General features: G+C 70.2%; 19 protein-coding genes. 12 read left to right on the top strand and 7 right to left on the bottom strand.

What is annotated here, in order from left to right; translation table 11 throughout:
- The first annotated feature begins 9 nt into the window (after window positions 1–9).
- Window positions 10–768 carry an alpha/beta hydrolase gene (locus tag AC1RGU_RS14105; protein ID WP_062475441.1) on the top strand — a complete coding sequence of 253 codons (759 nt, stop codon included), beginning with the start codon at window positions 10–12 and terminating at the stop codon, window positions 766–768.
- On the opposite strand, the gene tsaD is transcribed toward AC1RGU_RS14105, so the two are convergent.
- Window positions 704–1765, bottom strand: coding sequence for a tRNA (adenosine(37)-N6)-threonylcarbamoyltransferase complex transferase subunit TsaD (tsaD, locus tag AC1RGU_RS14100; RefSeq protein WP_139702818.1), 1062 nt, complete (start codon window positions 1763–1765; stop codon window positions 704–706). The two genes, AC1RGU_RS14105 and tsaD, sit on opposite strands and share 65 nt — an antisense overlap.
- Before the next feature lie 100 nt (window positions 1766–1865).
- Between tsaD and AC1RGU_RS14095 the strand changes: the two genes are divergently transcribed.
- The 4 genes from AC1RGU_RS14095 (at window position 1866) to AC1RGU_RS14080 (ending at window position 6441) form a co-directional block, all read left to right on the top strand.
- Window positions 1866–3131 carry a nitrate regulatory protein gene (locus AC1RGU_RS14095; RefSeq protein ID WP_062475447.1) on the top strand — a complete coding sequence of 422 codons (1266 nt, stop codon included), beginning with the start codon at window positions 1866–1868 and terminating at the stop codon, window positions 3129–3131.
- Between the two features lie 319 nt (window positions 3132–3450).
- Window positions 3451–4698, top strand: coding sequence for a CmpA/NrtA family ABC transporter substrate-binding protein (locus tag AC1RGU_RS14090; protein WP_492696613.1), 1248 nt, complete (start codon window positions 3451–3453; stop codon window positions 4696–4698).
- Window positions 4699–4711: 13 nt separating this feature from the next.
- On the top strand, window positions 4712–5635 hold the full coding sequence (gene ntrB, locus AC1RGU_RS14085; protein ID WP_492696612.1) for a nitrate ABC transporter permease: 924 nt from the start codon (window positions 4712–4714) through the stop codon (window positions 5633–5635).
- A complete protein-coding gene (locus AC1RGU_RS14080; protein ID WP_492696611.1) occupies window positions 5632–6441 on the top strand; it encodes an ABC transporter ATP-binding protein in 810 nt (269 codons plus the stop codon). Before ntrB ends, AC1RGU_RS14080 begins: the two co-directional genes overlap by 4 nt.
- 142 nt (window positions 6442–6583) lie before the next feature.
- On the opposite strand, the gene AC1RGU_RS14075 is transcribed toward AC1RGU_RS14080, so the two are convergent.
- Window positions 6584–7867, bottom strand: coding sequence for an ANTAR domain-containing protein (locus tag AC1RGU_RS14075; RefSeq protein WP_492696610.1), 1284 nt, complete (start codon window positions 7865–7867; stop codon window positions 6584–6586).
- 260 nt (window positions 7868–8127) lie between these two features.
- On the opposite strand from AC1RGU_RS14075, the gene AC1RGU_RS14070 reads away from it, so the two are divergent.
- Window positions 8128–9393: an MFS transporter gene (locus AC1RGU_RS14070; RefSeq protein WP_369629492.1), complete on the top strand. Its 1266-nt coding sequence runs from the start codon at window positions 8128–8130 to the stop codon at window positions 9391–9393.
- A gap of 20 nt (window positions 9394–9413) precedes the next feature.
- Here AC1RGU_RS14070 and AC1RGU_RS14065 read toward each other — a convergent pair whose 3' ends face one another.
- The gene (locus tag AC1RGU_RS14065) at window positions 9414–11132 is read right to left on the bottom strand and encodes a bifunctional protein-serine/threonine kinase/phosphatase (protein WP_492696609.1); all 1719 of its coding nucleotides are present in this window, start codon (window positions 11130–11132) and stop codon (window positions 9414–9416) included.
- 64 nt (window positions 11133–11196) lie between these two features.
- On the opposite strand from AC1RGU_RS14065, the gene nirB reads away from it, so the two are divergent.
- Genes nirB through cobA form a run of 6 tightly spaced genes read left to right on the top strand, consistent with a single transcriptional unit; the run spans window position 11197 to window position 19435 of the window.
- Window positions 11197–13629, top strand: a complete 2433-nt coding sequence (nirB, locus tag AC1RGU_RS14060; RefSeq protein WP_492696608.1) for a nitrite reductase large subunit NirB — start codon at window positions 11197–11199, stop codon at window positions 13627–13629.
- Between the two features lie 13 nt (window positions 13630–13642).
- Window positions 13643–14431 carry a type IV pili methyl-accepting chemotaxis transducer N-terminal domain-containing protein gene (locus tag AC1RGU_RS14055; RefSeq protein WP_492696607.1) on the top strand — a complete coding sequence of 263 codons (789 nt, stop codon included), beginning with the start codon at window positions 13643–13645 and terminating at the stop codon, window positions 14429–14431.
- 34 nt (window positions 14432–14465) lie between these two features.
- The gene (gene nirD, locus AC1RGU_RS14050) at window positions 14466–14870 is read left to right on the top strand and encodes a nitrite reductase small subunit NirD (protein WP_062475470.1); all 405 of its coding nucleotides are present in this window, start codon (window positions 14466–14468) and stop codon (window positions 14868–14870) included.
- 7 nt (window positions 14871–14877) lie between these two features.
- Window positions 14878–17679: a nitrate reductase gene (locus AC1RGU_RS14045; RefSeq protein ID WP_492696606.1), complete on the top strand. Its 2802-nt coding sequence runs from the start codon at window positions 14878–14880 to the stop codon at window positions 17677–17679.
- A 47-nt stretch (window positions 17680–17726) separates the two neighbouring features.
- Entirely contained in the window at window positions 17727–18632 is a 906-nt protein-coding gene (ybiB, locus tag AC1RGU_RS14040) for a DNA-binding protein YbiB (protein ID WP_492684308.1), read from the top strand.
- Window positions 18629–19435 (top strand): uroporphyrinogen-III C-methyltransferase, encoded by an 807-nt coding sequence (gene cobA / locus AC1RGU_RS14035; RefSeq protein ID WP_492696605.1) that lies wholly within the window; start codon window positions 18629–18631, stop codon window positions 19433–19435. Before ybiB ends, cobA begins: the two co-directional genes overlap by 4 nt.
- On the opposite strand, the gene AC1RGU_RS14030 is transcribed toward cobA, so the two are convergent.
- Genes AC1RGU_RS14030 through AC1RGU_RS14015 form a run of 4 tightly spaced genes read right to left on the bottom strand, consistent with a single transcriptional unit; the run spans window position 19432 to window position 25647 of the window.
- A complete protein-coding gene (locus AC1RGU_RS14030; protein ID WP_062476537.1) occupies window positions 19432–19764 on the bottom strand; it encodes a copper-binding protein in 333 nt (110 codons plus the stop codon). The two genes, cobA and AC1RGU_RS14030, sit on opposite strands and share 4 nt — an antisense overlap.
- Window positions 19761–22928: an efflux RND transporter permease subunit gene (locus AC1RGU_RS14025; protein WP_492696604.1), complete on the bottom strand. Its 3168-nt coding sequence runs from the start codon at window positions 22926–22928 to the stop codon at window positions 19761–19763. Before AC1RGU_RS14025 ends, AC1RGU_RS14030 begins: the two co-directional genes overlap by 4 nt.
- Window positions 22925–24418, bottom strand: a complete 1494-nt coding sequence (locus AC1RGU_RS14020; protein ID WP_492696603.1) for an efflux RND transporter periplasmic adaptor subunit — start codon at window positions 24416–24418, stop codon at window positions 22925–22927. The genes AC1RGU_RS14025 and AC1RGU_RS14020 overlap by 4 nt, the downstream gene beginning before the upstream one ends.
- Window positions 24415–25647, bottom strand: coding sequence for a TolC family protein (locus tag AC1RGU_RS14015; protein WP_492696602.1), 1233 nt, complete (start codon window positions 25645–25647; stop codon window positions 24415–24417). The genes AC1RGU_RS14020 and AC1RGU_RS14015 overlap by 4 nt, the downstream gene beginning before the upstream one ends.
- Window positions 25648–25716: the final 69 nt, after the last annotated feature.

The following is a 25716-nucleotide window of genomic DNA, read 5'->3' as shown; positions in this document are numbered from 1 at the left end:
CAAGGCACCATGAAAACGCACCTGCAGTCAGCCAATGACAACGAACGGTCCGACACGCTCCTGATCTTCCTGCCAGGGGCCTACCTCAAGCCCGAAGAGTTCGAGCGCGAGGGCTTCATCAGCGCCGTGCGCGAGCGGCACCTCGCAGCCGACGCACTGCTGGTCGATGCGGACGTCTCCTACTACTACGACCAGACCCTCAGCGAGCGGCTGCACGCCGACGTCATCGAGCCCCAGCGCGCCAAGGGCTACACCTCGATCTGGCTGGTCGGCATTTCCATCGGCGGATTCGGCGCGCTGATCCACGAACTGGCGCGCCCGGGCTCGGTGGACGGCATCGTGGCGCTGGCGCCCTACCTCGGGCGCCGCGTGCTCGGTGCGGAAATCAAGAAGGCCGGCGGCCTGCGCGCCTGGCAGGCGCCCACCGGGCCGCAGCCCGACGAGGAACCCGACCGCAAGCTCTGGCCCTTCTTCCAGCAGTACCTGGCGCCGAAGCCTTCCCAGGACCTGCCGCCGCTGTACCTGGGTTTCGGCCTGGCCGACCGCTTCGCCAGCAACCACAAGCTGCTGGCCGACGCCCTGCCCCCGGGGCGCGTGTTCACGACCGAAGGCGGCCATGACTGGCCCGAGTGGCGCCAGCTGTGGCGCAACGTGCTCGACGTGCTGCCGCTGCCCTCGCTGGGGCGTGCACGGCAGCAGCCGGCTACACGGTTTCCGGCAGCGGCGTCTCGGGCGTCATCAGCGATGCCATCGGCCATCGCGGCTTGACGTCGAAGGCGTAGCGCTCGCTGGCCTGCGACAGGCCTGACTGCAGCCGCATCGCGGCGGCCATGGCGATCATGGCGCCGTTGTCCGTGCACAGGTGCAGCTCGGGGTAGTGCACGCGCACCTTGCGCTTGGCGCAGGCCGCGTTCAGCTGCTCGCGCAGGTTCTTGTTGGCCCCCACGCCGCCGGCGACCACCAGCCGCTTCAGGCCGGTCTGGTCCAGCGCCGCGAGCGACTTCTTCAACAGCACCTCGACGATGGCCGCCTGCGTGGAGGCGGCGAGGTCGGCCTTGCGCGCCTCGAGCTGGTCGCCGAGCTTCTTGGCCTGCGTGAGCACAGCCGTCTTCAGGCCTGCGAACGAAAAGTCGAGGTCGCCGCTGTGCAGCAGCGGGCGCGGCAGCTTGAAGGCTGCGGCGTCGCCGCCTTCGGCCAGCTTCGCGAGCCAGGGGCCGCCGGGGTACGGCAGGCCCATGAGCTTGGCGCTCTTGTCGAAGGCCTCGCCAGCCGCGTCGTCGATGGTCTCGCCGAGCAGTTCGTAGCGGCCCACGCCGTCGACCCGCATCAGCTGCGTGTGGCCGCCCGACACCAGCAGCGCCACGAACGGGAATTCGGGCGGGTCGGCGCTCAGGAACGGCGACAACAGATGCCCTTCCAGGTGATGCACACCCAGCACCGGCTTGCCCAGCGCCACACCCAGTGCGCAGGCCACGCCCGCGCCCACGAGCAGCGCGCCGGCCAGACCCGGGCCGCGCGTGTAGGCCACCACGTCGATCTCGGCCAGCGAACGCCCGGCCTCGGCCATCACGGCTTCGGTGAGCGGCAGCACGCGGCGGATGTGGTCGCGGCTGGCCAGCTCGGGCACCACGCCGCCGTAGGCCTGGTGCATGGCGATCTGGCTGTGCAGCGCGTGCGAACGCAGCAGCGGCAGCGCGTCGCCGTGCGACTCGACCAGCGCCACGCCGGTCTCGTCGCAGGATGATTCGATTCCCAACAAGAGCATGGCGCCGAGTGTAGGGGCCGCCCGCCGGCGGCGCCCGCGAAGGGGCAAGCAAGGCACGGAAGTTGCACGAGCGGAAGGCGCCCCTTCCGCGCCCCCACGAATGACTTCCGGCCTGAGCTTCCTGATCGCCGCGCGCCGATGCGAGATCGACGCGCTGGACCAGCTCGCGCGCACCAGCGAGCTGGTCGGCGCCATCGGCCGGCTCGTGCATGCGCTGCAGCGCGAGCGCGGCATGTCGAACGTGTTCCTGGCCTCGCACGGCGGGCGCTTTGCCGACCAGCGCGGCCCGCAGATCGCCGAATGCCTGGCGCTCGAGCAGCAGGTGCGCGCCGGCTTCGACCGGCTCGAGGCCGAGCACCACCGCGCGGTGGGCGCCGGCCACGGCGCGCGCCTGTTCAGCCGCATCGCCTGGGTGCTGCCCGGCCTGGACGCCCTGCCCGCGCTGCGCCGGCGCATCGACGCGCTCGAACTCCAGCCGGCGCAGGCCGTGGCCGCCTTCGCCAAGCTGGTGGCCGGCCTGCTGGCGGTGGTGTTCGAGGCGGCCGACGGCGCCACCGACCCCGAGATCTCGCGCCTGCTGGTGGCGATGTTCAACTTCATGCAGGGCAAGGAGTTCGCCGGCCAGGAGCGTGCCTTCGGCGCCGCCGCGCTCGCGCTGGGCCGGGGCGACGACGCGCAGCGCCAGCAGTGGCGCCACCTCATCGAGTCGCAGGAGCGCTGCTTCCAAGTGTTCATCGACTTCTCGGGCGACGCGGTGCGCACGCTCTGGCACGACAGCCAATCGGACGCCGTGCTGGCCGAGCTCGAGCGCCTGCGCCGCAAGGGCGCCACCTCGGTGCCGGCCGACGCACTGCTGAGCCAGGCCTGGTTCGACTGCTGCACGCGGCGCATCGACGCCATGCAGACGGTCGAGAACCGCCTCTCGGCCGACCTGCGCGCGCTGTGCGACCACAAGACCGCCCAGGCGCGCAGCGAGCTGGCGGCCTACCGGCAGCTGCTCGGCACGCTGGCCCCGCAGGCCGGCGGCGCGCTCTTCTTCGACGATGCCCAGCAGGCGCAGGACGCCACGCCGGCGCAGCTCGGGCGCCACCTCGAGCGCTCGGTGCTCGACATGGTCCAGGAACAGTCGCAGCGCCTGCAGGCCATGAGCGACGAACTCGACACCGTGCGCGCCTCGCTCAACGAACGCAAGATCGTCGAGCGCGCCAAGGGCCTGCTGATGGCGCACCGGCGCCTGAGCGAGGCCGAGGCGCACAAGATGCTGCGCCAGACCGCCATGAACCAGAAGCGCCGCCTCGTCGACGTGGCCGAGTCGATGCTGGCCATGGCCGACTACCTGCCGCTCGAGCCTGCACCGCGGCGCTGACCCGGGCCGCTTGGATTGGTGCAGCGCACAACAACTGTGCGTCGCCCGGGTTAGCGAGCCAGCAGGAACTTTCTCCTGCACCGGCGCGCCCTGCCAGCTATCTTTTCCATAGCTCCCAACGGTGGGTTCGAACTGGCACGTCGCTTGCATAGTCCTTGGCACGGGACCGCAAGGTCTCAAAGGCAGGTTGCACCCAACGGCGGGTGCGGCCCACCGAACCGGACAAAGGCGTCCCCATCCCGCAAGGGCTCGTTCACGAGCAGCCCCTGCGCGGTGCGGACGCCTTTTCGTTTTTGTCTTTCACTTCTGGAGCCCCGCCATGTCCGATCTGCTGCTGAAAACCAAACTGAGCCGGCGCCGCGTGCTGCAGGCCGCCGCCCTCGGCGCCGTGGGCATCGACCCCGCGCTGCGTGCCGCCGTCTGGGCCCAGGGCTCGGACAAGCCCGAGAAGGAAGAAGTGAAGATCGGCTTCATCCCGCTGACCGATTGCGCCAGCGTGGTGATGGCTTCGGTGCTGGGCATCGACAAGAAGTACGGCGTGAAGATCGTGCCGAGCAAGGAAGCCAGCTGGGCCGGCGTGCGCGACAAGCTCGTGAACGGCGACCTCGACATGGCGCACGTGCTCTACGGCCTCGTGTACGGCATGCACCTGGGCGTGAGCGGCCCGAAGAAGGACATGGCCGTGCTCATGACCCTGAACAACAACGGCCAGGCCATCACGCTGTCGAAGAAGCTGGCCGACAAGGGCGCGGTCGATGCGGCTTCGCTCGCCAAGCTCATCGCCAGGGAAAAGGGCGAATACACCTTCGCCCACACCTTCCCCACCGGCACGCACGCCATGTGGCTCTACTACTGGCTCGCCTCGGCCGGCATCGACCCGTTCAAGGACGTGAAGAACATCACCGTGCCGCCCCCGCAGATGGTGGCCAACATGCGCGTGGGCAACATGGACGGCTACTGCGTGGGCGAGCCCTGGGGCCAGCGCGCGATCATGGACGGTATCGGCTTCACCGGCATCACGACGCAGGACATCTGGAAGGACCACCCCGAGAAGGTGCTGGGCTGCACCGCGGAGTTCACGAAGAAGTACCCGAACACCGCGCGCGCCGTCACGGCCGCGATCCTCGAGGCCGGCAAGTGGATCGACACCGGCCTGCAGAACAAGAACAAGATGGCCGAAACCATTGCTGACAAGAGCTACGTCAACACCAGCGTGGACGCCATCAACCAGCGCATCCTGGGCCGCTACACCAACGGCCTGGGCAAGAGCTGGGACGACCCCAACCACATGAAGTTCTACAACGGCGGCGCCGTGAACTTCCCGTACCTGTCGGACGGCATGTGGTTCCTCACGCAGCACAAGCGCTGGGGCCTGCTGAAGGAACACCCCGACTACCTGAAGGTGGCCACCGAGATCAACCGCATCGACATCTACAAGCAGGCCGCCGCCGCCACGCAGACGCCCGTGCCCAAGGACGTGCTGCGCACCAGCAAGCTCTTCGACGGCACGGTCTGGGACGGCAAGGACCCGAAGAAGTACGCCGAGTCTTTCAAGCTCCATGTCTGAGGAGAAACGCACCATGGTCAGCGCTGTCTTCCATTCCCCGCTCGACGCCGTGGCCTCGCAGGTCGCCGCGCCCGTCGTGTCCAGGCCCCTGGCACCCGCCCCCGCTGTGGCCGTTGCGGCGGCGGCACCCGTGCCCCGCACCCGCGCGCCCCTCGATCTGCGCGCCTTCTGGATGCGCGTGCTCCCGCCGTTCCTGGGCTTCGGCCTGCTGGTGCTGGTGTGGGAGATCGTGGCCATGAAAAGCACCACCGGCTTCCCTTCGCCGCTGGCCACCTGGCAGCAGGCGCTCACGGTGTTCAGCGATCCGTTCTACAGCAAGGGGCCGAACGACCAGGGCGTGGGCTGGAACGTGCTGTCGTCGCTGCAGCGCGTGGCGCTGGGCTTCGGCCTGGCGGCGGCGGTCGGCATTCCGGCCGGCTTCGCCATCGGGCGCTTCGAGTTCCTCTCGCGCATGTTCAACCCGCTGATCAGTTTGTTGCGCCCGGTGTCGCCGCTCGCGTGGTTGCCCATCGGCCTCTTGGTGTTCAAGGGCGCCAACCCGGCCGCGATCTGGACCATCTTCATCTGCTCGATCTGGCCGATGGTCATCAACACCGCCGTGGGCGTGCAGCGCGTGCCCAGCGACTACATGAACGTGGCCAAGGTGCTCAACCTCAGCGAATGGAAGATCCTCACCAAGATCCTCTTTCCCGCCGTGCTGCCCTACATGCTCACGGGCGTGCGGCTGGCGGTGGGCACCGCGTGGCTGGTGATCGTCGCGGCCGAGATGCTCACGGGCGGCGTCGGCATCGGCTTCTGGGTGTGGGACGAGTGGAACAACCTCAACGTCGCCAACATCATCATCGCGATCTTCGTGATCGGCATCGTCGGCCTGGTGCTGGAGTTCGCGCTCGTCAAGCTCGCCACCGCATTCACGTTCGAAGAGGTGAAGTCATGAACGACGACAGCAAGTACATCGAGATCCACGGCGTCGAACAGGCGTTCAAGACGCCCAAGGGCCGCTTCGTCGCGCTGCGCGACGTGAACCTGAACGTGGCCAAGGGCGAGTTCGTCACGCTCATCGGGCACTCGGGCTGCGGCAAGTCGACGCTGCTGAACCTGATCGCCGGGCTGACCACGCCCACGCAGGGCGTGCTGCTGTGCGCCAACAAGGAGATCAAGGGCCCGGGCCCCGAGCGCGCCGTGGTGTTCCAGAACCACTCGCTGCTGCCCTGGCTCACCTGCTTCGAGAACGTGTACCTCGCGGTCGAGCGCGTGTTCGCGGCCACCGAGAACAAGGCGCAGCTGCGCGAGCGCACCGACGCGGCGCTCGCGCTGGTGGGCCTCACGCCCGCCGCGCAGAAGCGCCCCGGCGAAATCTCGGGCGGCATGAAGCAGCGCGTGGGCATCGCCCGTGCGCTGTCGATGGAACCCAAGGTGCTGCTGATGGACGAGCCCTTCGGCGCGCTCGACGCCCTCACCCGCGCCAAGCTGCAGGACGAGCTGCTCGCCATCGTGCAGAAGACGCGCAGCACGGTCGTCATGGTCACGCACGACGTCGACGAGGCCGTGCTGCTCAGCGACCGCATCGTGATGCTCACCAACGGCCCGGCCGCCACCATCGGCGACGTGCTGGCGGTGGAGATCGCGCGGCCGCGCAACCGTGTCGCATTGGCCGAAGACCCGGCCTATGTGCATGCGCGCAAGGCGGTGATCGATTTTCTCTACACGCGCCAGGCGCATGTGGAGAAGGCCGCGGCCTGAAGCACGCCCCGGGTGGTGACATCGTGTCGATCCTTCGGGAGACACCGCGGAACCGGCTTCGCCGGGCCGCTGGTGTCGCCCCCTGCAAGGGGGTAGGAGAAGCGACACGAAGTGCGCGAAGCCTGGGGGTTTGCCAGGTGACTCAGGACATGATGACCTGCAGGCTGTGCTCGTACCACCCCGTGAGGCGCTCGAAGGTGTCCACGAGCGCCTCGCTGGAACGCACCAGCGTGGCGCGCCCCTCGGCACTGTCGAGCGCCTGCACGCCACCGACGAGGCGCAGCCACTCGTCGCGCGCGCTCGCCAGTCCGGCACGGATCTCGGGCGAGCTGAGCGGCGCGCGCTCCAGCTCCAGCAGCGCGGCTTCGAATTCGTTCATGGTCGGCAACAGCCGCTCGCGCGAGGCGCCGGCCGCGAGCGTCGAGGCCAGCAAGGCGTCCTTGGCCAGCCGCTGCGCGCGCATGCGCTGCCGCCCGCAGATGTTGACGATGCGCAGCGCGCGCCGCGCACCCGAGGCCTCCAGCGCGTCCGTCAGCGCCTCGGCCGCCGACAGCAAGGCCTCGCCGCGCGCATCGATCGCAGCCAGCCCCTGCGACGCGGGCTTGGCAACCAGCAGCGCGGCCAGCGCGAGCCACGCGGCCTGCACCTCGCCGAGCGCCTGCACGCCCGCCGGCCCCAGCTCGAGGGCCGTCAGATGATCCAGCGTCTGCTGCACCCGCTCGGTCGACTGCGTGCGCAGCACGCGCGCACGCTGCGCATCGATGCCGGCCGCGAGCTGTGCCGCCACGCGCACCAGCCGCTGGGAGAGCATGCGCAGCTGGCCCGCGCGGTTGATCGCCTCGGCCCACTGCGCGGCCTCGATGACCGAGCGCGACACCTCGCCCAGCCGCAGGTTGGCGTGCATCGCGGCGCCGCGCAGCAGGCCGAAGGCCTCGTCCTCGCCGATGCCGCGCGCGGACATCAGCAGGCCCTTGGCGCGGTCGACCCACTTGCGCTCGTCCATGCGTGTGCGCAGGGCGTCGAGTTCGATGCGCAGCGCGGCCTCGCGCGTCCAGCGGGCCTGCGCCTGCGCGGTCAGTGCGGCGAACGCATCGGCGCTCTCGATGGGTACCCACCCGTGCACGCCCGCGGCCACGAGCGCCGCATGCTGCGCGCCGTCCAGCGGCGCGCTCATCACGCCCAGGGCGCACGGCGGTGCGCCGCCCCAGGGCGCCAGCGCTTCGAGCAACGCGTCGAGCTGCGGCTCTGTTTCATCCAGATGCACCAGGACCATCGACGGTGCAAGCGCCTGCGTGCGCTGCACCAGCGTGTGGCAGCCCGCGCGCCCGAGCACCGCGACGCCCGCGGCATCGATCGACTGCTGCAGCGGCGCCGGCAAGGGCTCGCCTTCAGCGGGTTCAGGGGAAAGGACGACGAGAAGGGACATGGCGGCAAGGTGTGGCAAGGCCCGGGAAGCATAGGCCACGCCAGCCTGCATTCGCAGGCACGCCTCTTGCATCGAAGGGGGCACGGTGTAACGAAGCACCGCTTTGGTGAGGCTGCAGGTTCCTGCATCCAACCCGGCCATCCTCAGGCCGGGCTCACCCCCATGCCGACGGCGTTCGCCGCCGGCCTCCCGACTCCACCCCTGTCCGTCGACACGACCGCTGCCCGGTCGCGCCGCGGCTTTTTGCACCTTTGAACACCATGTCCGGTTTCAGGAATTTCTTGCAGTCAGGCCACAGTCCGACCCTGTTCGCGGCCTTCCTGTACTTCTCGTTCTCCTGCTGCATCTGGGTGCTCAACGGCGCCATGGCGCCCTTCATCGGCGAGACCTTCAACCTCTCGCCCGCGCAGAAGGGCCTGATGCTGTCGGTGCCGATCATCGCGGGCGCGCTCATGCGCTTTCCGCTGGGCCTGCTGTCGCAGTACATCGGCCGCAAGAAGGCCACGCTGGTCGAGATGGGCCTCATCGCCGTGGCGATGCTGTTCGGCTTCTTCTTCGTGAAGAGCTTCAACGACCTGCTCGCCATGGGCGTGCTGCTGGGCATCGCCGGCGCAAGCTTCGGCGTGGCGCTGTCGCTGGGCTCGGGCTGGTTCCCGCCGCAGCACAAGGGCCTGGCCATGGGCCTGGTGGGCGCGGGCAACGTGGGCACGGCCGTGTCGGTGCTGGTGGCGCCGCCGCTGGCCAACTGGCTGGGCTGGCAGGCGGTGTACGGCGTGGCCGCCGTCGCGATCCTCATCCCGATGGTCGTGATGGTGTTCTTCGCCAAGGAGCCGCCGGACGTGGACCCGCACGGCAGCTTCCGCGCCCACATCGCCTGCCTGTTCGAGAAAGACGGCTGGGTCTTCAGCCTGATCTACGGCGTGACCTTCGGCGGCTTCATCGGCCTCACGACCTTCCTGCCCTCGTACTACTACGACCAGTTCGGCGTGAGCAAGGTGCAGGCCGGCCAGCTGACGATGCTCGCGGCCTTCATGGGCGCGGCGGTGCGCATCGTGGGCGGCTGGCTGTCCGACCGCTGGGGCGGCGTGAACACGCTCACGGTGGTGCTGCTGGTGGTGGCCGTGGGCCTCGTGCTGGTGGGCTTCTCTTCGGGCTCGCTGGCGCTCACTACGCTGCTGCTCATCGTCTGCTTCGCCGCCCTGGGCGCGGGCAACGGCGCGCTGTTCCAGCTGGTGCCGCTGCGCTGGCCCACGAGCACGGCGGTGGCCGGCTCGATGATCGGCGAGATCGGCGCCCTCGGCGGCGGCCTGGTGCCCAACGCCATGGGCCTGTCGAAGCAGTACCTGGGCAGCTATGCCTGGGGCTTCGTGTTCTTCGGTGCGCTCTCGCTGGCGATGCTGGGCGTGATGCGCGTGATGCAGATCCGCTGGACGCGCACCTGGGCCGAAAAAGGCGGACGCGCGCGCGTCACGCCGGCCCCTGCGGCTGCCAAGCCCTCGCCCGTTCGCAAGGCCGCCCGTTCATGAGCCTCTTCGCCCGCCCCCGCTCAACGTGGCAGGAAGAGAAGCCACACGATGAGCAGCACGTTGAACAGCACCGACACGCCGAGCGCGAGCTGGTACAGCGCGAGCGGATCGCGGCGGATCAGCGGCGTGGCGGCGGGCGCGTTCACGGGGCGCGAGGCGCCGCGCTCCAGCGCGAGCAGCATCTCCTCGGCGGTCTCGAAGCGTTCGCGCGGATCGCGGGCCACGGCCTTGCGCACGAGGTGGTCGAGCCACACGGGCACGTCGGGCCGCAGGCGCGAGAGCGCGACCGGGTCGCGCCGGTAGCGCGCCACCTGGTAGGGCTCGATCTCGCCGTAGGGCAGGTGCCCGCCCAGCCATTGGTAGAGCGTGGCACCGAGCGCGAACAGGTCGCTGCCCGCATCGGCCACGCCGCCCTCTTCCCACTGCTCGGGGTTGATGTAGCTCGGCGTGCCCGCGTGCAGCTCGCGCTGCGCCGCACCCTCGCGGCCCGAGATCGCCACGCCCAGGTCGAGGATGCGCCAGCGCCCGTCGTCGCCCCGGTGCAGGTTGCCGGGCTTGATGTCGCGGTGGACCACGCCGTGGCGGTGCAGCCGCCCGAGCGCGCGGCTCACCTCGATGGCCGCGGCGACCACCTCGGCCACGTTGCCGCGCGTGCCGTCCTTGCGCATCTGCTCGAGCGTGCGCCCGCCGTGCCAGTCGAACACGATGTACAGCGCGCTGGCGTCCGGTGCGCGCTCGTGCACGCGCACGAAGCCGCCGCCCTGCCCCACGCGCTGCCCCAGCCAGGCCTCGTGCGCCAGCATCGCGCGCTCCTGCGGGTCGCCGGCGCGCGACGGGTGCAGGGTCTTGAGCGCGACCAGCTCGCGCGTGACCGGATGGCGCGCCTGGTACAGCAGGTGCACGCCGGTGTCGGCCACCAGGCCGGTGACGACGTAGCCGTCGAGCACGTCGCCCACCTTGAGCCACGGCGGCGGCGCCAGGCGGCGGCCGTCGCCGAGTTCGTCGTCGAGCTGGCGCGCGTCCAGCCCCACCACGCGGATCACCAGCGCGGTCGCGTTGTCGCGCGTGCCGGCGGCCAGCGCCGCCTGCACCAGCGCCTCGCTCGCGGCCTCGGCGTCGCCCTGCAGCGCGAGCGCGGCCACCTGCTGCGGCTTGAGCACGCCGTGCACGCCGTCGGTGCTGAGCACGAAGCAGTCGCCCACGCGCACGTCGCCCTGCAGGTAGTCGACGCGCACCTGGTCGTCCAGGCCGATGGCGCGCGTGAGCCGGCTGCGCATGTCGGGGTGGTCGAAGGCGTGGTCTTGCGTGAGCAGCTGCGCGGGCTCGCCGTCGGCGCGCACGCGCCAGGCGCGCGTGTCGCCCACGTGGGCCAGCGTGTAGCTCTGGCCGTGCAGCACCAGCGCGGTGAGCGTGGTGAGCGCCGTGCCGGCGCCCTCCTGTTTGCCCTGGCGCCGGCGGTTGTGGTCGGCCAGCCAGCCGTTCTGCGCGCCGATCAGGCGGTCGAGCGCGGCGGTCGGCTCCCAGGTCGCGGGCATGGCGAAGTAGTCGGCCAGCAAACCCATCACCGTGGTCTGCGCCGCTTCGCGGCCGCGTCCGCCACTGGACACCCCGTCGGCAATGGCCGCGATGAGCCCACGCGCTTCGTCACCCACGGGCGCATGCACCGCGCCGGCGAAATCTTCGTTCGCGTCGCGCGGCCCGCGCTGGCTGCTGTAGCCGATGTCCACTTCAAAGCTCATGGCGCGATTCTGACCGCGCGCCGCGGGCCGTCGTTCGGTTGATTTCCCTGAAAGGTCCCGCCCCATGAAGAAAATGAAACTCGTGATGGTCGGCAACGGCATGGCCGGCGTGCGCACGCTCGAAGAGCTGCTGAAGATCGCGCCCGACCTGTACGACATCACCGTCTTCGGCGCCGAGCCGCACCCCAACTACAACCGCATCCTGCTGTCGCCCGTGCTCGCGGGCGAGCAGACGGTGGACGAGATCGTGCTCAACAGCTGGGAGTGGTACAGCGACAACCACATCACGCTGCACGCCGGCAAGAAGGTGGTCGAGGTCGACCGCGTGAACCGCATCGTGCGCGCGGAAGATGGCACCGAGGCGCCCTACGACCGCCTGCTGATGTGCACCGGCTCGAACCCCTTCATGCTGCCCGTGCCCGGCAAGGACCTGAAGGGCGTGATCGCCTACCGCGACATCGCCGACACCGACTACATGATCGAGACCGCGCGCACGCACAAGAACGCCGTGGTCATCGGCGGCGGCCTGCTCGGCCTGGAAGCGGCCAACGGCCTGATGCTGCGCGGCATGACCGTGACCGTGGTGCACGTGATGCCCTGGCTCATGGAGCGCCAGCTGGACGACGTGGCGGGCAAGCTGCTGCAGAAGTCGCTCGAAGACCGCGGCCTGAAGTTCCTCATGGGCGCGCAGACGCAGGACCTCGTGGGCGGTGACGATGGCCGCGTGAAGGCCATCCGCTTCAAGGACGGCACCGAAGTCGCGGCCGACCTCGTGGTCATGGCCGTGGGCATCCGCCCCAATGTCGAGCTGGCCGAGAAGATGCGCCTGCACTGCAACCGCGGCATCGTCGTGACCGACACGATGCAGACCGTGACCGATGCGCGCATCTACTCGGTGGGCGAATGCGCGGCGCACCGCGGCATCGCCTACGGCCTGGTCGCACCGCTGTTCGAGCAGGCCAAGGTGGCGGCCAACCACCTCGCGCTGTTCGGCATCGGCCGCTACCTCGGCTCGCTCACGTCCACCAAGCTCAAGGTGACGGGCATCGACCTGTTCAGCGCCGGCGAGTTCATGGGCGGCGAAGGCACCGAGGAGATCGTGATGAGCGACCCCTTCGGCGGCGTCTACAAGAAGCTGGTGCTCAAGGACGACAAACTGATCGGCGCCTGCCTGTACGGCGACACGGTGGACGGCAGCTGGTACTTCAAGCTGCTGCGCGACGGGCGCAGCGTGCACGACATCCGCGACAAGCTGATGTTCGGCGAATCGAACATCGGCGACACCGGCCACGAAGGCCACAGCAAGGCCGCGAGCATGCCCGACGATGCCGAGGTGTGCGGCTGCAACGGCGTGAACAAGGGCACCATCTGCAAGGCCATCAAGGAGAAGGGCTTGTTCACGCTCGACGAGGTGAAGAAGCACACCAAGGCCAGCGCCAGCTGCGGCTCGTGCACCGGGCTGGTCGAGCAGATCCTGATGTTCACCGCGGGCGGCGACTACTCGGCCACGCCGAAGAAAAAGGCGATCTGCGGCTGCACAGACATGAGCCACCAGGACGTGCGCGACGCGATCCGCAAGGAGCACTGGCTCACGCACGATGCGGTCTACCGCGGCATGGGCTGGCGCACGCCCAACGGCTGCGCCACCTGCCGCCCGGCCGTCAACTACTACCTGATCAGCACCTGGCCCAAAGAGGCGAAGGACGATCCGCAGAGCCGCTTCATCAACGAGCGCAGCCACGCGAACATCCAGAAGGACGGCACCTACTCCGTCATTCCGCGCATGTGGGGCGGCCACACCACGCCCGACGAGCTGCGCCGCATTGCCGACGCGGCCGACAAGTACAAGATCCCGACCGTCAAGGTCACGGGCGGCCAGCGCATCGACCTCTTGGGCGTGAAGAAGGAAGACCTGGAAGGCGTGTGGAAGGACATCGGCATGCCCTCGGGCTTTGCCTATGCCAAGTCGCTGCGCACGGTGAAGACCTGCGTGGGCAGCGAGTGGTGCCGCTTCGGCACGCAGGACTCCACGCAGATGGGCAAGGACCTGGAGCGCGCGCTGTGGGCCATGTACTCGCCGCACAAGGTCAAGCTGGCCGTGTCGGGTTGCCCGCGCAACTGCGCCGAGGCCGGCATCAAGGACGTGGGCGTGATCGGCGTCGACTCGGGCTGGGAGCTCTATGTGGGCGGCAACGGCGGCATCAAGACCGAGGTGGCGCAGTTCCTCGTGAAGGTGAAGACCGCCGAGGAAGTGATGGAACACGCCGGCGCCTTCCTGCAGCTGTACCGCGAGGAAGGCTGGTACCTGGAGCGCACGGTGCACTACATCGGCCGCGTGGGCCTGGACTACGTGAAGAAGAAGATCCTCGAAGACGCCGAGGGCCGCAAGGCGCTGTGGGAGCGGCTGCAGTTCGCGCTCGACGGCGAGCCCGATCCGTGGTTCGAGTCGGCGCAGGCCTCGGTGGACGTGCGGCAGTTTGCGCCGCTGAGCGTGTGATCGGAGCGACCGCTTGAAACGACGAATTTTCATTGCCTCTTCCGCCCTCGCCGCACTCGCCCCGGTGGGCGCCCGCGCGCAGGTGGCCGACCTCAACGACGCCATCAACAAGGCCGGCCGCCAGCGGATGCTGTCGCAGCGCGCGAGCAAGGCCTACCTGGCGCTGGTGCAGAAGGTGGAGCCGCGCAGCGCGCAGCAGGTGCTTGACCGTTCCGTGGCGCTGTTCGAGCGCCAACTCGGCGAGCTCAAGGCCTTCGCACCGACGCCGGCGCTGCGCGCCACCTACGATGGCCTGGACGGCGCCTGGCGTGCGTTCCGCACCGAGCTGGCCGATGCGGCGCCCGGCCGTGAAGCCGCCGCGCGGGTCGTGGCGCTCGACGCCGCCGTGCTCGCGCTGGCCCACCAGGGCACGGCGCAGTACGAGGCCGCCTCGGGCAAGCCGGTCGGGCGCCTGGTCAACATCGCGGGGCGCCAGCGCATGCTGTCGCAGCGCATGGCCAAGTGCTACCTGGCCGCGGCGATGCAGATCGACCCGGCCGGCAGCACCGCCGAAATCGCCAAGGCACGCACCGAATTCCTGGCCGCGCTCGAGCTGCTGCGCAACGCGCCCGAGGCCACCGCGCAGATCCGCCAGGAGCTGGTGCTGGCCGACGCGCAATGGATGTTCTTCAACCGCGGCCTGCAGCGCCTGGACGGTGCGGGCGCCTCGCCCGCGCTGATGTCCGACGTGTTCGTGAGCAGCGAGAACCTGCTCGCGATCATGGACCGCGTGACCGGCCTGTACGCCGAGATCAAGACCTGACCCGCGCCCGAACACAAGACAAGAGAGCCCCACCATGAGCGATTGGAAAGCCATCTGCCGCCTCGACGACATCCCCGTGCTCGGCGCCCGCCGCGTGATGCGACCCGCCGGCCTGGACGTGGCCGTGTTCCGCAATGCCGAGGACCAGGTCTTTGCGCTGCTCGACCGCTGCCCGCACAAGGGCGGCCCGCTGAGCCAGGGCATCGTGTTCGGCACCAGCGTGGCCTGCCCGCTGCACAACTGGGCCATCGGCCTGGACGACGGCTGCGCCCGCTCGCCCGACGAAGGCTGCACGCCGAAGTTCGCGGTGAAGCTGGAAGACGGCGTGGTGCACCTGGACGCCGGCGAGCTGGCCACGCATGCGCTCGACCTGGAGCGACCGGTCGCCGGGCCGCAGCGCCTCGCCGCCGTGACGGTCCTGTCCCCGGAAGAAGGTTGAGGCCCGCATGACCCAGGAGACGCGCTCCACCTGCCCGTACTGCGGCGTCGGCTGCGGCGTCATCATCGAATCGCAGGGCGACCAGATCACCGGCGTGCGCGGCGACCCCGACCACCCGGCCAACTTCGGCCGCCTGTGCACCAAGGGCTCGACCTTGCACCTCACAGCCAGCGCGACCGTCACGCGCCAGACGCGGCTGCTGCAGCCCCTGCAGCGCCTCGCGCGCAAGGAGGCGCCCGCGCCCGTGACGTGGGACCACGCGCTCGACCTCGCCGCCGGCAAGTTCGCGCAGGTGGTGCGCGACCACGGCCCCGACGCGGTCGGCTTCTACGTGTCGGGCCAGCTGCTCACCGAGGACTACTACGTCTTCAACAAGCTGGCCAAGGGCCTGGTCGGCACCAACAACATCGACACCAACTCGCGCCTGTGCATGAGCAGCGCGGTGGCCGGCTACAAGCAGACGTTGGGCGCCGACGCGCCGCCGGCCTGCTACGACGACCTGAAGCACGCCGAGTGCCTGTTCATCGTGGGCAGCAACACGGCGTGGGCGCACCCCATTCTGTTTCGCCGCATCGAGGACGCGAAGGCCGCGAACCCGGCGCTGAAGATCGTCGTGGCCGACCCGCGCCGCACCGACACGGTCGAGATCGCCGACCTGTTCCTGCCGATCCAGCCCGGCACCGACGTGATGCTGTTCCACGGCATGCTGCACCTGATGCTGTGGGAGGGCTGGACCGACACCGCCTACATCGCGGCCCGCACCAACGGTTTCGACGCACTGAAGGCCACGGTGCGCGACTGCACGCCCGACACCGTGGCGCAGGTGTGCGGCATTCCGAAGGACGACCTGCTCGCGGCGGCGCGGATGTTCGCCACCTCGCCCGCCACGCTGAGCCTGTACTGCCAGGGCCTCAACCAGTCTTCCAGCGGCACGGCGAAGAACGCCGCGCTCATCAACCTGCACCTGGCCACGGGCCAGATCGGCAAGCCCGGCGCGGGCCCGTTCTCGCTCACGGGCCAGCCCAATGCGATGGGCGGGCGCGAGGTGGGCGGCCTGGCCAACCTGCTGAGCGCGCACCGCGACCTGGCCAACCCCGAGCACCGCGCCGAAGTGGCCGCGCTGTGGGGCGTGCCCTCGGTGCCCGAGAAGCCCGGCAAGACGGCCGTCGAGATGTTCCAGGCCGCGGCCGACGGCGAAATCCGCGCGCTGTGGATCGCCTGCACCAACCCCGCGCAGTCGATGCCCGACCAGGCCACGGTGCGCCGCGCGCTCGAACGTGCCGAGTTCGTCGTGGTACAGGAAGCCTTCGCCACCACCGCCACCTGCGCCTTCGCCGACCTGCTGCTGCCCGCCACCACCTGGGGCGAGAAGGAAGGCACCGTGACCAACAGCGAGCGCCGCATCTCGCGCGTGCGCCCCGCCGTGCCGGCACCGGGCCAGGCGCGCAACGACTGGTCGATCGGCGTGGCCTTCGCGCGCCGGCTCGAGGCGCAGCTGGGCCGCAGCTTCACGCTGTTCCCGTACGAGAGCGCCGAGTCGGTCTGGAACGAGCACCGCGAATCCACGCGCGGGCGCGACCTCGACATCACCGGCCTGAGCTACGCGATGCTCGAGAACGCCGGCCCGCAGCAATGGCCGCTGAAGGAAGGCGAGCGCGCCGGCCGCGTGCGCCTGTACGAAGACGGCGTGTTCCCCACGCCCGACGGCCGCGCGCGCTTTGTCGACACGCCCTACAAGCCCGTGGCCGAGGCGCGCGAGGCGCGCTTTCCCTTCTCGCTGAACACCGGCCGGCTGCGCGACCAGTGGCACGGCATGAGCCGCACCGGCACGGTCGGCAAGCTGTTCGGCCACGTGTCCGAGCCCGTGGTGCAGATGAATGCGCAGGACATGGCGCGCCGCCAGATCGCCGAAGGCGACCTGGTGCACCTCACATCGAAGCGCGGCTCGATCCTGCTGCCGGCGCGCGCCAGCGCCGAGATCGGCCTGAGCCAGGCCTTCGTCGCCATGCACTGGGGCGAGGAGTACCTGAGCGGCTGCTCGTCGACCGGCGTGCGGCTCGCGGGCATCAACGCGCTCACCACGCCGGCCTACTGCCCCACCTCGAAGCAGCCCGAGCTCAAGCACACGCCCGTGAAGATCCTCAAGGCCGAGCTGCCGTGGTCGCTGCTGGCCATGGCCTGGCTGCCCGCCGGCGACGCGCTCACGGCGCAGCGCGCACTGCAGCCGCTGATGGCGCTGTTCCCCTTCGCCACCTGCGTGCCGTTCGCGGGCAATGCGCCCGGCGAAGAAGAACGCAGCGGCGTGCTCTTTCGCGCCGCCGCGCACGACGCGCCCGACGCCGCGCTGGTCGAAAAAATCGAAGCCCTGCTGGGCCTGCAGACCGCCGACACCCTGCGCTACGCCGACCACCGCCGCGGCCAGCGCCGCGCCGCGCGGCTGGTTCGCCGCGCCGACGGCAGCGCCGGGCTCGAAGCCTTTTTGCTGGGCGGCGACACCAGCGCCGAAGCCTGGATCGCCACCCTGCTGCGCGAGGAACTGCCCGCGCAGAGCTACGGCCGCCTGCTGCTGTCGCCGGGCGCCCGCGCGCCGGTGGCCGTGCAGTCGCGCGGCAAGCCGGTGTGCGCCTGCTTCAACGTGACCGACCGCGCCATCGAGGCCGAGCTGCTGCGCTGCACCGGCAGCGCCGACGAGCGGCTGGCGGCGCTGCAGGGGGCGCTGAAGTGCGGCACCAACTGCGGCTCGTGCGTGCCGGAGCTCAAGCGCATGGTGCGGGCCACCCCGGCCGAAGCACTGGCCGTGGGGGCATAAGCCGACTCACATTCCGGCATAAGCGTTGCGGGACAATCCGCCTACCCATGGGAATCAGCCACTACATCAAGGAAATCGGCCGCGGCGCGCGGGGCGCCCGTCCGCTCACGCGCGAGCAGGCCTGCGACCTGTTCGGCCAGGTGCTGGACGGCACGGTCACCGACCTGGAGATCGGCGGCTTCTGCCTCGCGATGCGCATCAAGGGCGAAACGCCCGAGGAGATGGCCGGCTTTCTCGACGCCACGCACGCGCGCCTGAACCCCGTGACGACCCGCGGCGGCCCGCTGATCGTGCTGCCCAGCTACAACGGCGCGCGCAAGCTGCCGGTGCTCACGCCGCTCCTGGCGCTGCTGCTGGCCCGCGAAGGCCTGTCGGTGCTGGTGCACGGCAGCGCGAGCGAAACCTCGCGCGTACTGGCATCGAACGTGCTTTCAGCCCTGGACATGCCCCCGATGACCACGCTCACCCCCTTGGCCGCCGGCCAGGTGGGCTTTGCCCCGACCGAGCTGCTGAACCCCGCGCTCAAGCGCCTGCTCGACGTGCGCCGCGTGGTCGGCCTGCGCAACCCCGGCCACAGCGTGGTCAAGCTCATGCGCCCGACCACCGGCCCCTGCGTGGTGGTGGCCAGCTACACGCACCCCGAATACGCCCGCACGATGGGCGAGACCTTCGAGCTCACGGGCATGACCGCCCTGCTCTCGCGCGGCCTCGAAGGCGAAGTGGTGTCCGACCCGCGCCGCACCGCGCAGATCGACGGCTTCGTGCGCGGCGTGCGCAGCGAACTCCAGGCCCAGGCCGCCGGCACCGCCGCCGACGTGCCCGGCCTGCCGAAAGAAATCGACGTCGCCACCACGGCCGACTACACGCGGCGCGTGCTGGCCGGCGAGCTTCCCGTGCCCGAAGCCATCGCGACGCAAGTCAGGCACATCACCGAACTGGCCTCCCACGCATGAACACCCCCTCCACCCTCATCACCGGCCGCTGCACGCTGGTAGGCGCCGGCCCCGGCGACCCCGAGCTGCTGACCGTCAAGGCCGTCAAGGCGATCCAGGCCGCCACGGTGCTGCTGGTCGACGACCTCGTGAACGATGCCGTACTCCAGGCCTACGCCCGCCCCGGCGCGCGCATCGTGCACGTGGGCAAGCGCGGCGGCTGCAAGAGCACGCCGCAGGCGTTCATCGAGCGGCTCATGATCACGGCCGTGCGCGAAGGCGAAACCGTGGTGCGCCTCAAGGGCGGCGACCCGTTCATCTTCGGGCGCGGCGGCGAAGAGGTGGAACACCTGCGCGAGGCCGGCATCGAGTGCGCGGTGGTCAACGGCATCACCGCCGGTCTGGCCGCCGTGACCTCGCTGGGCGTGCCGCTCACCCACCGCGACCATGCGCAGGGCGTGGTCTTCGTCACCGGCCACGCCAAGACCGGCGCGGGCGCGGCCGAAGACCCGACCGACTGGCGCGCGCTGGCCGCCACGGCGCACAACGCCCGCCTCACGCTCGTGATCTACATGGGCGTCTCGGGCGCCGGCCACATCGAGCGCGAACTGCTGCACGGCCTGCCGGGCGACACGCCCGTGGCCGTGGTGCAGCACGCGAGCCTGCCGCACCAGCGCCACCTCGTGACCACGCTGCAGGGCCTGCAGACGCGCATCGCCGAAGCCGGGCTGACCAGCCCGGCGGTGATCGTGGTCGGCGACGTGCTGCAGGGGCTGGCCGCGGCCGCGCTGCAGCCGGGCGACGCCGGCCGGTTCGGGACCTAGCGCGCAGCTTCGAGGTGCGTGACGGTCGGCTTGCCCTTCACCACCTCGACATGGAACCGGACCTTGTCGCCGGGCTTGACCTGTTCGAGCATCTGCTTCTCGGCCACATCGAAACCCATCGTCATCGGCGGCATCGCGAGATTCGGGATGTCGCCGTGCTTCAACACGATCAGGCCGCGGGCCGGGTCGATCTTCTGGACCACGGCATCGGTCAGCATGCCCGGCGCGGACGCCTTCGCGGGCGGTGGCTCGCTCTTCGGCGCCTGGGCCTGGGCGGCACCGGCCAGGCCGGCGATCAGTGCGAAGGCAAGGGGATGGAGAAAGTTCATGAAGTGGCTCCTTGATGAGATGAGGGGTTGGAAACGGGAGACGACAAAGGGGCGCGTCGGCGCAAGAGATACCAGGCCGCGGGCACGACCAGCATGCTCAGCAGCGGCGCGGTGACCATGCCGCCCACCATCGGCGCGGCAATGCGGGTCATCACCTCCGAGCCAGTGCCGCTGCCCCACAGGATGGGCAGCAGGCCGGCCATCACGACCGCCACGGTCATCGCCTTGGGCCGCACGCGCAGCACGGCGCCTTCGCGGATCGCGGCCAGGAGCGTCTCGTCGTTCATCGGCTCGCCGGCATCGAGGCGCCGTGCCAGCGCGTTCTTCAGATAGACCAGCATCACCACGCCGAACTCGGCCGCCACGCCGGCCAGCGCGATGAAGCCGACCGCCGTCGCCACCGAGATCAAATGGCCCAGCACCCAGATGAGCCAGAAGCCGCCGACGAGCGAGAACGGCACGGCCGCCATCACCAGGGCCGCATCGGCGAACGAGCGGAACAGCAGGTACAGCAGCACGAAGATCACCGCCAGCGTGGCCGGCACGACCAGCTTCAGCCGCTCGGTCGCGCGCGCCAGGTACTCGAACTGGCCGGACCATGACACCGCATAGCCCGCAGGCATCTTCATGGCCTGGTCGACCGCCGCCTGCATGTCGTGGACGGCGGAGCGCAGGTCGCGCCCGCGCACGTCGACGTAGACCCAACCCGACAGCCGCGCGTTCTCGCTGCGCAGCATCGGCGGGCCGTCTTCGATGGTGATGCGCGCGACATCGCCGAGCAGCAGCTGTGCGCCCTTCTCCGTCACGAAGGGCAGCTGCCGCAGCCGCTCCAGCGAATCGCGTATCTCGCGGGGGTAGCGCACATTGATCGGATAACGCTCGCGCCCCTGGATCACTTCGCCCACGTTCTCTCCGCCGATGGCCGTGGACACCACGGCCTGCACATCGGCCACCGAGAGGCCGTAGCGCGCGGCGGCGAGACGGTCGACATCGACGTCGATGTAGCGCCCGCCGGTGAGCCGCTCCGCCAGCGCCGACGACACGCCGGGCACGCCCTTCACCGCCGCCTCGATCTGCGTGGTCAGCGCATCGATGGTGGCCAGGTCCGCCCCCGCCACCTTGATGCCGACCGGGCTCTTGATGCCCGTGGCCAGCATGTCGATGCGGTTGCGGATGGGCGGCACCCACACGTTGGTCAGGCCCGGCACCTTGACGGCGCGATCGAGTTCCTCGACCAGCCTGTCGGGCGTCATGCCGGCGCGCCACTCGCGCTTCGGCTTGAACTGGATCGTGGTCTCGAACATCTCGAGCGGCGCCGGGTCGGTCGCGGTGTCCGCGCGGCCGGCCTTGCCGAACACGCGCGCGACCTCGGGCACGGTCTTGATGAGGCGGTCGGTCTGCTGCAGCAGCTCGGCGGCCTTCGACACCGACAGCCCCGGCAGCGCGGAGGGCATGTAGAGCAGGTCGCCTTCGTCCAGCGGCGGCATGAACTCGCCGCCCAGGCGCATCAGCGGCACCACGGTGAGCGCCAGCAGCACCGCGGCAACGGCCAGCGTCCCCTTCGGAAAGCGCAGCACCAGTTCCAGCGCAGGCCGGTACACGGCCATCAGGAAGCGGTTCACGGGATTGGCGCCTTCGTGCGGAATGCGCCCGCGCACCAGGTAGCCCATGAGCACCGGAATCAGCGTCACCGACAGGCCCGCGGCAGCGGCCATGGCGTAGGTCTTGGTGAAGGCCAGCGGCGAGAACAGCCGCCCCTCCTGTGCCTCGAGCGAGAACACGGGCACGAAGGACAGCGTGATCACCAGCAGCGAGAAAAACAGCGCCGGCCCGACCTCCACCGACGCGTCGGCCACCAGCCGCCATCGCTCGACCACCGTCGGCTGCCGACCCTGCGCCGTCTCGAAGGCCTCGATGTGCTTGTGCACGTTCTCGACCATCACGATGGCGCCGTCCACCATCGCCCCGATGGCGATCGCGATGCCGCCCAGCGACATGATGTTGGCGTTGACGCCCTGCCAGTGCATCACGATGAAGGCCGCGAGCACGCCGATCGGCAAGGCCACCACCGCCACGAGCGCCGAGCGCAGGTGGAACAGGAAGACCGCGCAGACCAGCGCGACCACGATGAACTCCTCGATCAGCTTGCCGCGCAGGTTGTCGACGGCGCGGTCGATCAGCAGCGAGCGGTCGTAGGTCGGCACGATCTCGACGCCCGGCGGGAGGCCGGGTTGGAGCGCATCGAGCTTCGCCTTGACGGCCTCGATGGTCGAGCGCGCGTTCTTGCCCGAGCGCATGACGATCACGCCGCCGGCCACTTCGCCCTCGCCGTCGAGTTCGGCGATGCCGCGGCGCATCTCGGGGCCGACCTGCACCGTGGCCACATCGCGCAGCAGTACCGGCGTGGCGCCCGTCACGGCCAGCGGGATGGTGCGGAAGTCGTCCAGCGAACGCAGGTAGCCGCGCGAACGCACCATGTACTCGGCCTCGGCGAGTTCGACGACCGAGCCGCCCGAGGCCTGGTTGGCTTTCTGCAGCGCCGCCACGACCGCCTGCTGCGTGATGCCCAGCGCGCGCATGCGGTCGGGATCGAGCACCACCTGGTACTGACGCACCATGCCGCCGATGCTGGCGACCTCGGCCACGTCGGGCACGGTCTTGAGCTCGAACTTGAGGAACCAGTCGTTCAGTGCGCGCAGCTGCCCGATGTCGCGCGTGCCGGTGCGGTCGACCAGCGCGTACTCGTAGACCCAGCCCACGCCCGTGGCATCGGGGCCCAGCGAGGCGTTCGCGCCCGCGGGCAGCCTGCCCTGCACCTGGTTCAGGTACTCGACGACGCGCGAGCGCGCCCAGTAGGGATCGGTCTTGTCGTCGAACAGCACGTAGACGAACGAGTCGCCGAAGAACGAGTAGCCGCGCACGGTCTTCGCGCCGGGCACGCTGAGCATGGTGGTGGTCAGCGGGTAGGTGACGAGGTCTTCGACCACCTGGGGCGCCTTGCCGGGGAAAGGCGTGCGGATGATGACCTGCGTGTCCGACAGGTCGGGTAGCGCATCGAGCGGCGTGCGCACCACCGACCACCACCCGGCGGCCACCAGGAACAAGGTCGCGATCAGCACCAGGAAGCGGTTGCCGATCGACCAGCGGATGACTGCGGCGATCATCGCTTGGCGCCCTGTGGCATGCGCTGCACGGAGACCAGCTCGTAGCCGGTGGGGCCGCCTTCCTTGAACTCGAAGCGGACCAGGTCGCCGGGCTCGATGTCCGGGAACGCCTCGGGCGATGCCTTCGCAAAGCCCATCGTCATCGGCGGCCACTTGAGCGTGGCGACAGGGCCGTGCGAGATCGTGAGGCCGTCGGGCGCCACGCTTTCGACCTTGCCTTCGGCCTGGTGCAGCACGGCAGCCGGCGCTGCGGCCGTGGCCGCAGGCGATGCCATGCTGCCCAGCACCGAACGCAGCCGGGCCTCCGAGTCGATGAGGAACTGGCCGCTGGCCACCACCTGGTCGCCTTCGTTCAGGCCCGAGACGATCTCGGTGTCGTCGCCCAGGTCCGCGCCCGGCGACACGTCGCGCGGCTCGAACGCGCCATCGGCCTTGCGCACGATGACGACCGCGCGCTTGCCGGTGCGGATGACGGCTTCGGACGGCACGACCAGCCGGGTGCTGGCGGGCCCCGTCACCTGCAGGCGCAGCAGCATGCCGGGCGTGAGCTTTCCGTTCCTGTTGTCGACCTCGAAGCGGGCCTTCAGGGTGCGGGTGGCTGCGTTGACCTCGGGCAGGATCTCGTCGAGCGTGCCGTCGAACGACTGGGCGGCATCGGCCTGGAGGACCGCCCTGACCTTCTGGCCGCGTGCGAGCCGCACGGCCTGTGCTTCCGGAATCTCGGCCACCGCCCAGACCTTCTCCAGGCCCGCGATGCGGAACAGCGTCATGCCAGGCGTGACGGCGACGCCTTCGCGCACGCCCAGCTCGGCCACCACGCCGTCGGACGGTGCGGTGAGCACGTAGCGCGCCTGCGCCGTGCCGGTCTCCTCGCTGCGGCGGATGAGCTCGGCGGGGATGGACAGGGCCCGCATGCGATCACGCGCCGCGGCGACGAGGTCGGCGGAAGCACCCGATCGCTTGAGGGCCAGCCACTCGTTCTGCGGGCCCAGCCATTCAGGCGCGAAGACCGTCGCCAACGCTTGCCCCTTGCGCACGCGCTCCATCGGCGCGCGGACCGACAGGCGCTCGACGTAGCCCGCCACGCGCGTCTGCACGACGACGTTGAGCCGCTCGTCGAACTGCACGGCGCCGACGGCATCGAAAGACGCGGAGACTTCCGCGTGCCGCACGCCGGCATACCGGATGCCGAGGTTCTGCTGAACCGTGGGGCTCACCTGCACGCCGCCTGCACTGCCCGTGCCGGTGGTGCTGTCAGCGTACATGGGCACCAGCTGCATGTCCATGAAGGGCGACTTGCCGGGCTTGTCGAAGCGCGGGCCCGGCACCATGGGGTCGTGCCAGTAGAGGACCTTGCGGCCGTCCGGGGTGGACGGCGCGGTCGTCGGTGCCTCCGTGGACGGGGCGGTCGTGCGCCCCAGGTAGAAGGCGCCTGCGGTGAGCAACAGGACGGCCAGCAGCGAAGCGCCGATCGTGCGTGTGCGGTTCATGGGGCCCCCTCGGTGGTGAGCAGCCGGAAGGCCAGTTGGACGTGGGTTCTGGCCAGGTCGCGCTGCAGCGTCAGCAGCTTGCGCTGCGCTTCGACTTCGGCATGCCGCGCCTCGAACAGCGTGACGAGGCTGCCCTGGTTGGAGCGGTAGGCCGCTGTCGCGGCCGCCGTTCTCTGGCCGGCCGGAACGACCACGCCCGTGCGGTAGCGGTCGATGCGTTGCTGCAGGCTTTGCGCATCGCTGCGCAGCGCCTGGTACTCGGCGGTCGCGGCCCGGGTGGCTTCGGCCAGGTCGGCCTCGGCTTTCTCGACCAAGGCCAGCTTGGCGGCGGTGTCCCGGTCCTGCCGTTCGCCGGGTGCAATGGGCAAAGGAATGCTCAGGCCCACCGACACCATGTCGGCGTAGCCGGTGCGCTGGCCGTAGGCGAGCTCCCAGGTCCAGTTCGGCTTGCGGTTGGACGCGGTGACGGCCGCCGTCTGCCTGGCCACGTCGACATCGCGCTGCAGGGCCGCGACCGTGGGGTGCGCGGCCACATAGGCCGCTTCGGACGGCACGGCGATGGCGCCCGGAGAACGCAGTTCGTCGGGCGGCACGCCGACCCAACGCCGGAAGGCGACGCTGGCGGCTTCCTGCTGCTGCTGGAGGTCGGCCGTCTCGTCTTCCGCGATGCCTCTGGCGCCGGCCAGGGCCAGCACGTCCTGGCTGCTCCCCGCGGCCGACGACAGGCGTGCGCGCGAGGCCTCCAGTTCTTCGTGCGCGTGGTGTTCCATGCGCCGCGCGAGCTTGACGCTCTCGCCTACGTAGAAGGCGTCCACGTAGGCGAGCGCGGCCTGCCGGCGGGTGTCGGCCACGGCGGCCTGCACCCGCACCGCCTCCAGGCCGACCGACGCCTCGGCGGCGGCCTGCCGCGCGGCGCGCTTGTCGGCGGACAGCCATTCCTGGCTGATGCCGATGCGCTTCATCGTCATCGAATCGCGCGTGGTGTGGAAACGGTCCGCACCCGTTGCGGGCAGGTTGTCGACGCCGATGCGCAGCGTCGGGTCGGGAAGCTGCGGGGCCGCGGAGGCCGCCGCCGTGGCGCTGGCGACGCCGGCACGGGCGGCGCGGGTGGCTTCGGAGCGCTGCGTCGCCCGCTGAAGCGCGTCCTCCAGGGACAGGGGGGCCGCCGTCGCCAGGTACGGCAGCAGCGCGGCAGCCCATGCGGCCGCGCGCGAAAAGGAAATGAACATGAAAACTCCGCAAACGAACGAGCGAATCGCTGGCAGGCGGACGCGCCGCACCAGCACCGGTCAGTCGAC

This window comes from Variovorax sp. GW823-FHT02B07 (assembly GCF_058797695.1).
The sequence above is the reverse complement of the archived record's forward strand: the minus strand, read 5'-3'. Positions and strand labels throughout refer to the sequence as shown.

Excerpts from the sequence above, each read along its gene's own strand:
- AC1RGU_RS14105 (WP_062475441.1), top strand. The coding sequence starts at position 10 with ATGAAAACGCACCTGCAGTCAGCCAATGACAACGAACGGTCCGACACG.
- tsaD (WP_139702818.1), bottom strand. The coding sequence starts at position 1,765 with ATGCTCTTGTTGGGAATCGAATCATCCTGCGACGAGACCGGCGTGGCG.
- AC1RGU_RS14095 (WP_062475447.1), top strand. The coding sequence starts at position 1,866 with ATGACTTCCGGCCTGAGCTTCCTGATCGCCGCGCGCCGATGCGAGATC.
- AC1RGU_RS14090 (WP_492696613.1), top strand. The coding sequence starts at position 3,451 with ATGTCCGATCTGCTGCTGAAAACCAAACTGAGCCGGCGCCGCGTGCTG.
- ntrB (WP_492696612.1), top strand. The coding sequence starts at position 4,712 with ATGGTCAGCGCTGTCTTCCATTCCCCGCTCGACGCCGTGGCCTCGCAG.
- AC1RGU_RS14080 (WP_492696611.1), top strand. The coding sequence starts at position 5,632 with ATGAACGACGACAGCAAGTACATCGAGATCCACGGCGTCGAACAGGCG.
- AC1RGU_RS14075 (WP_492696610.1), bottom strand. The coding sequence starts at position 7,867 with ATGTCCCTTCTCGTCGTCCTTTCCCCTGAACCCGCTGAAGGCGAGCCC.
- AC1RGU_RS14070 (WP_369629492.1), top strand. The coding sequence starts at position 8,128 with ATGTCCGGTTTCAGGAATTTCTTGCAGTCAGGCCACAGTCCGACCCTG.
- AC1RGU_RS14065 (WP_492696609.1), bottom strand. The coding sequence starts at position 11,132 with ATGAGCTTTGAAGTGGACATCGGCTACAGCAGCCAGCGCGGGCCGCGC.
- nirB (WP_492696608.1), top strand. The coding sequence starts at position 11,197 with ATGAAGAAAATGAAACTCGTGATGGTCGGCAACGGCATGGCCGGCGTG.
- nirD (WP_062475470.1), top strand. The coding sequence starts at position 14,466 with ATGAGCGATTGGAAAGCCATCTGCCGCCTCGACGACATCCCCGTGCTC.
- AC1RGU_RS14045 (WP_492696606.1), top strand. The coding sequence starts at position 14,878 with ATGACCCAGGAGACGCGCTCCACCTGCCCGTACTGCGGCGTCGGCTGC.
- ybiB (WP_492684308.1), top strand. The coding sequence starts at position 17,727 with ATGGGAATCAGCCACTACATCAAGGAAATCGGCCGCGGCGCGCGGGGC.
- cobA (WP_492696605.1), top strand. The coding sequence starts at position 18,629 with ATGAACACCCCCTCCACCCTCATCACCGGCCGCTGCACGCTGGTAGGC.
- AC1RGU_RS14030 (WP_062476537.1), bottom strand. The coding sequence starts at position 19,764 with ATGAACTTTCTCCATCCCCTTGCCTTCGCACTGATCGCCGGCCTGGCC.
- AC1RGU_RS14025 (WP_492696604.1), bottom strand. The coding sequence starts at position 22,928 with ATGATCGCCGCAGTCATCCGCTGGTCGATCGGCAACCGCTTCCTGGTG.
- AC1RGU_RS14020 (WP_492696603.1), bottom strand. The coding sequence starts at position 24,418 with ATGAACCGCACACGCACGATCGGCGCTTCGCTGCTGGCCGTCCTGTTG.
- AC1RGU_RS14015 (WP_492696602.1), bottom strand. The coding sequence starts at position 25,647 with ATGTTCATTTCCTTTTCGCGCGCGGCCGCATGGGCTGCCGCGCTGCTG.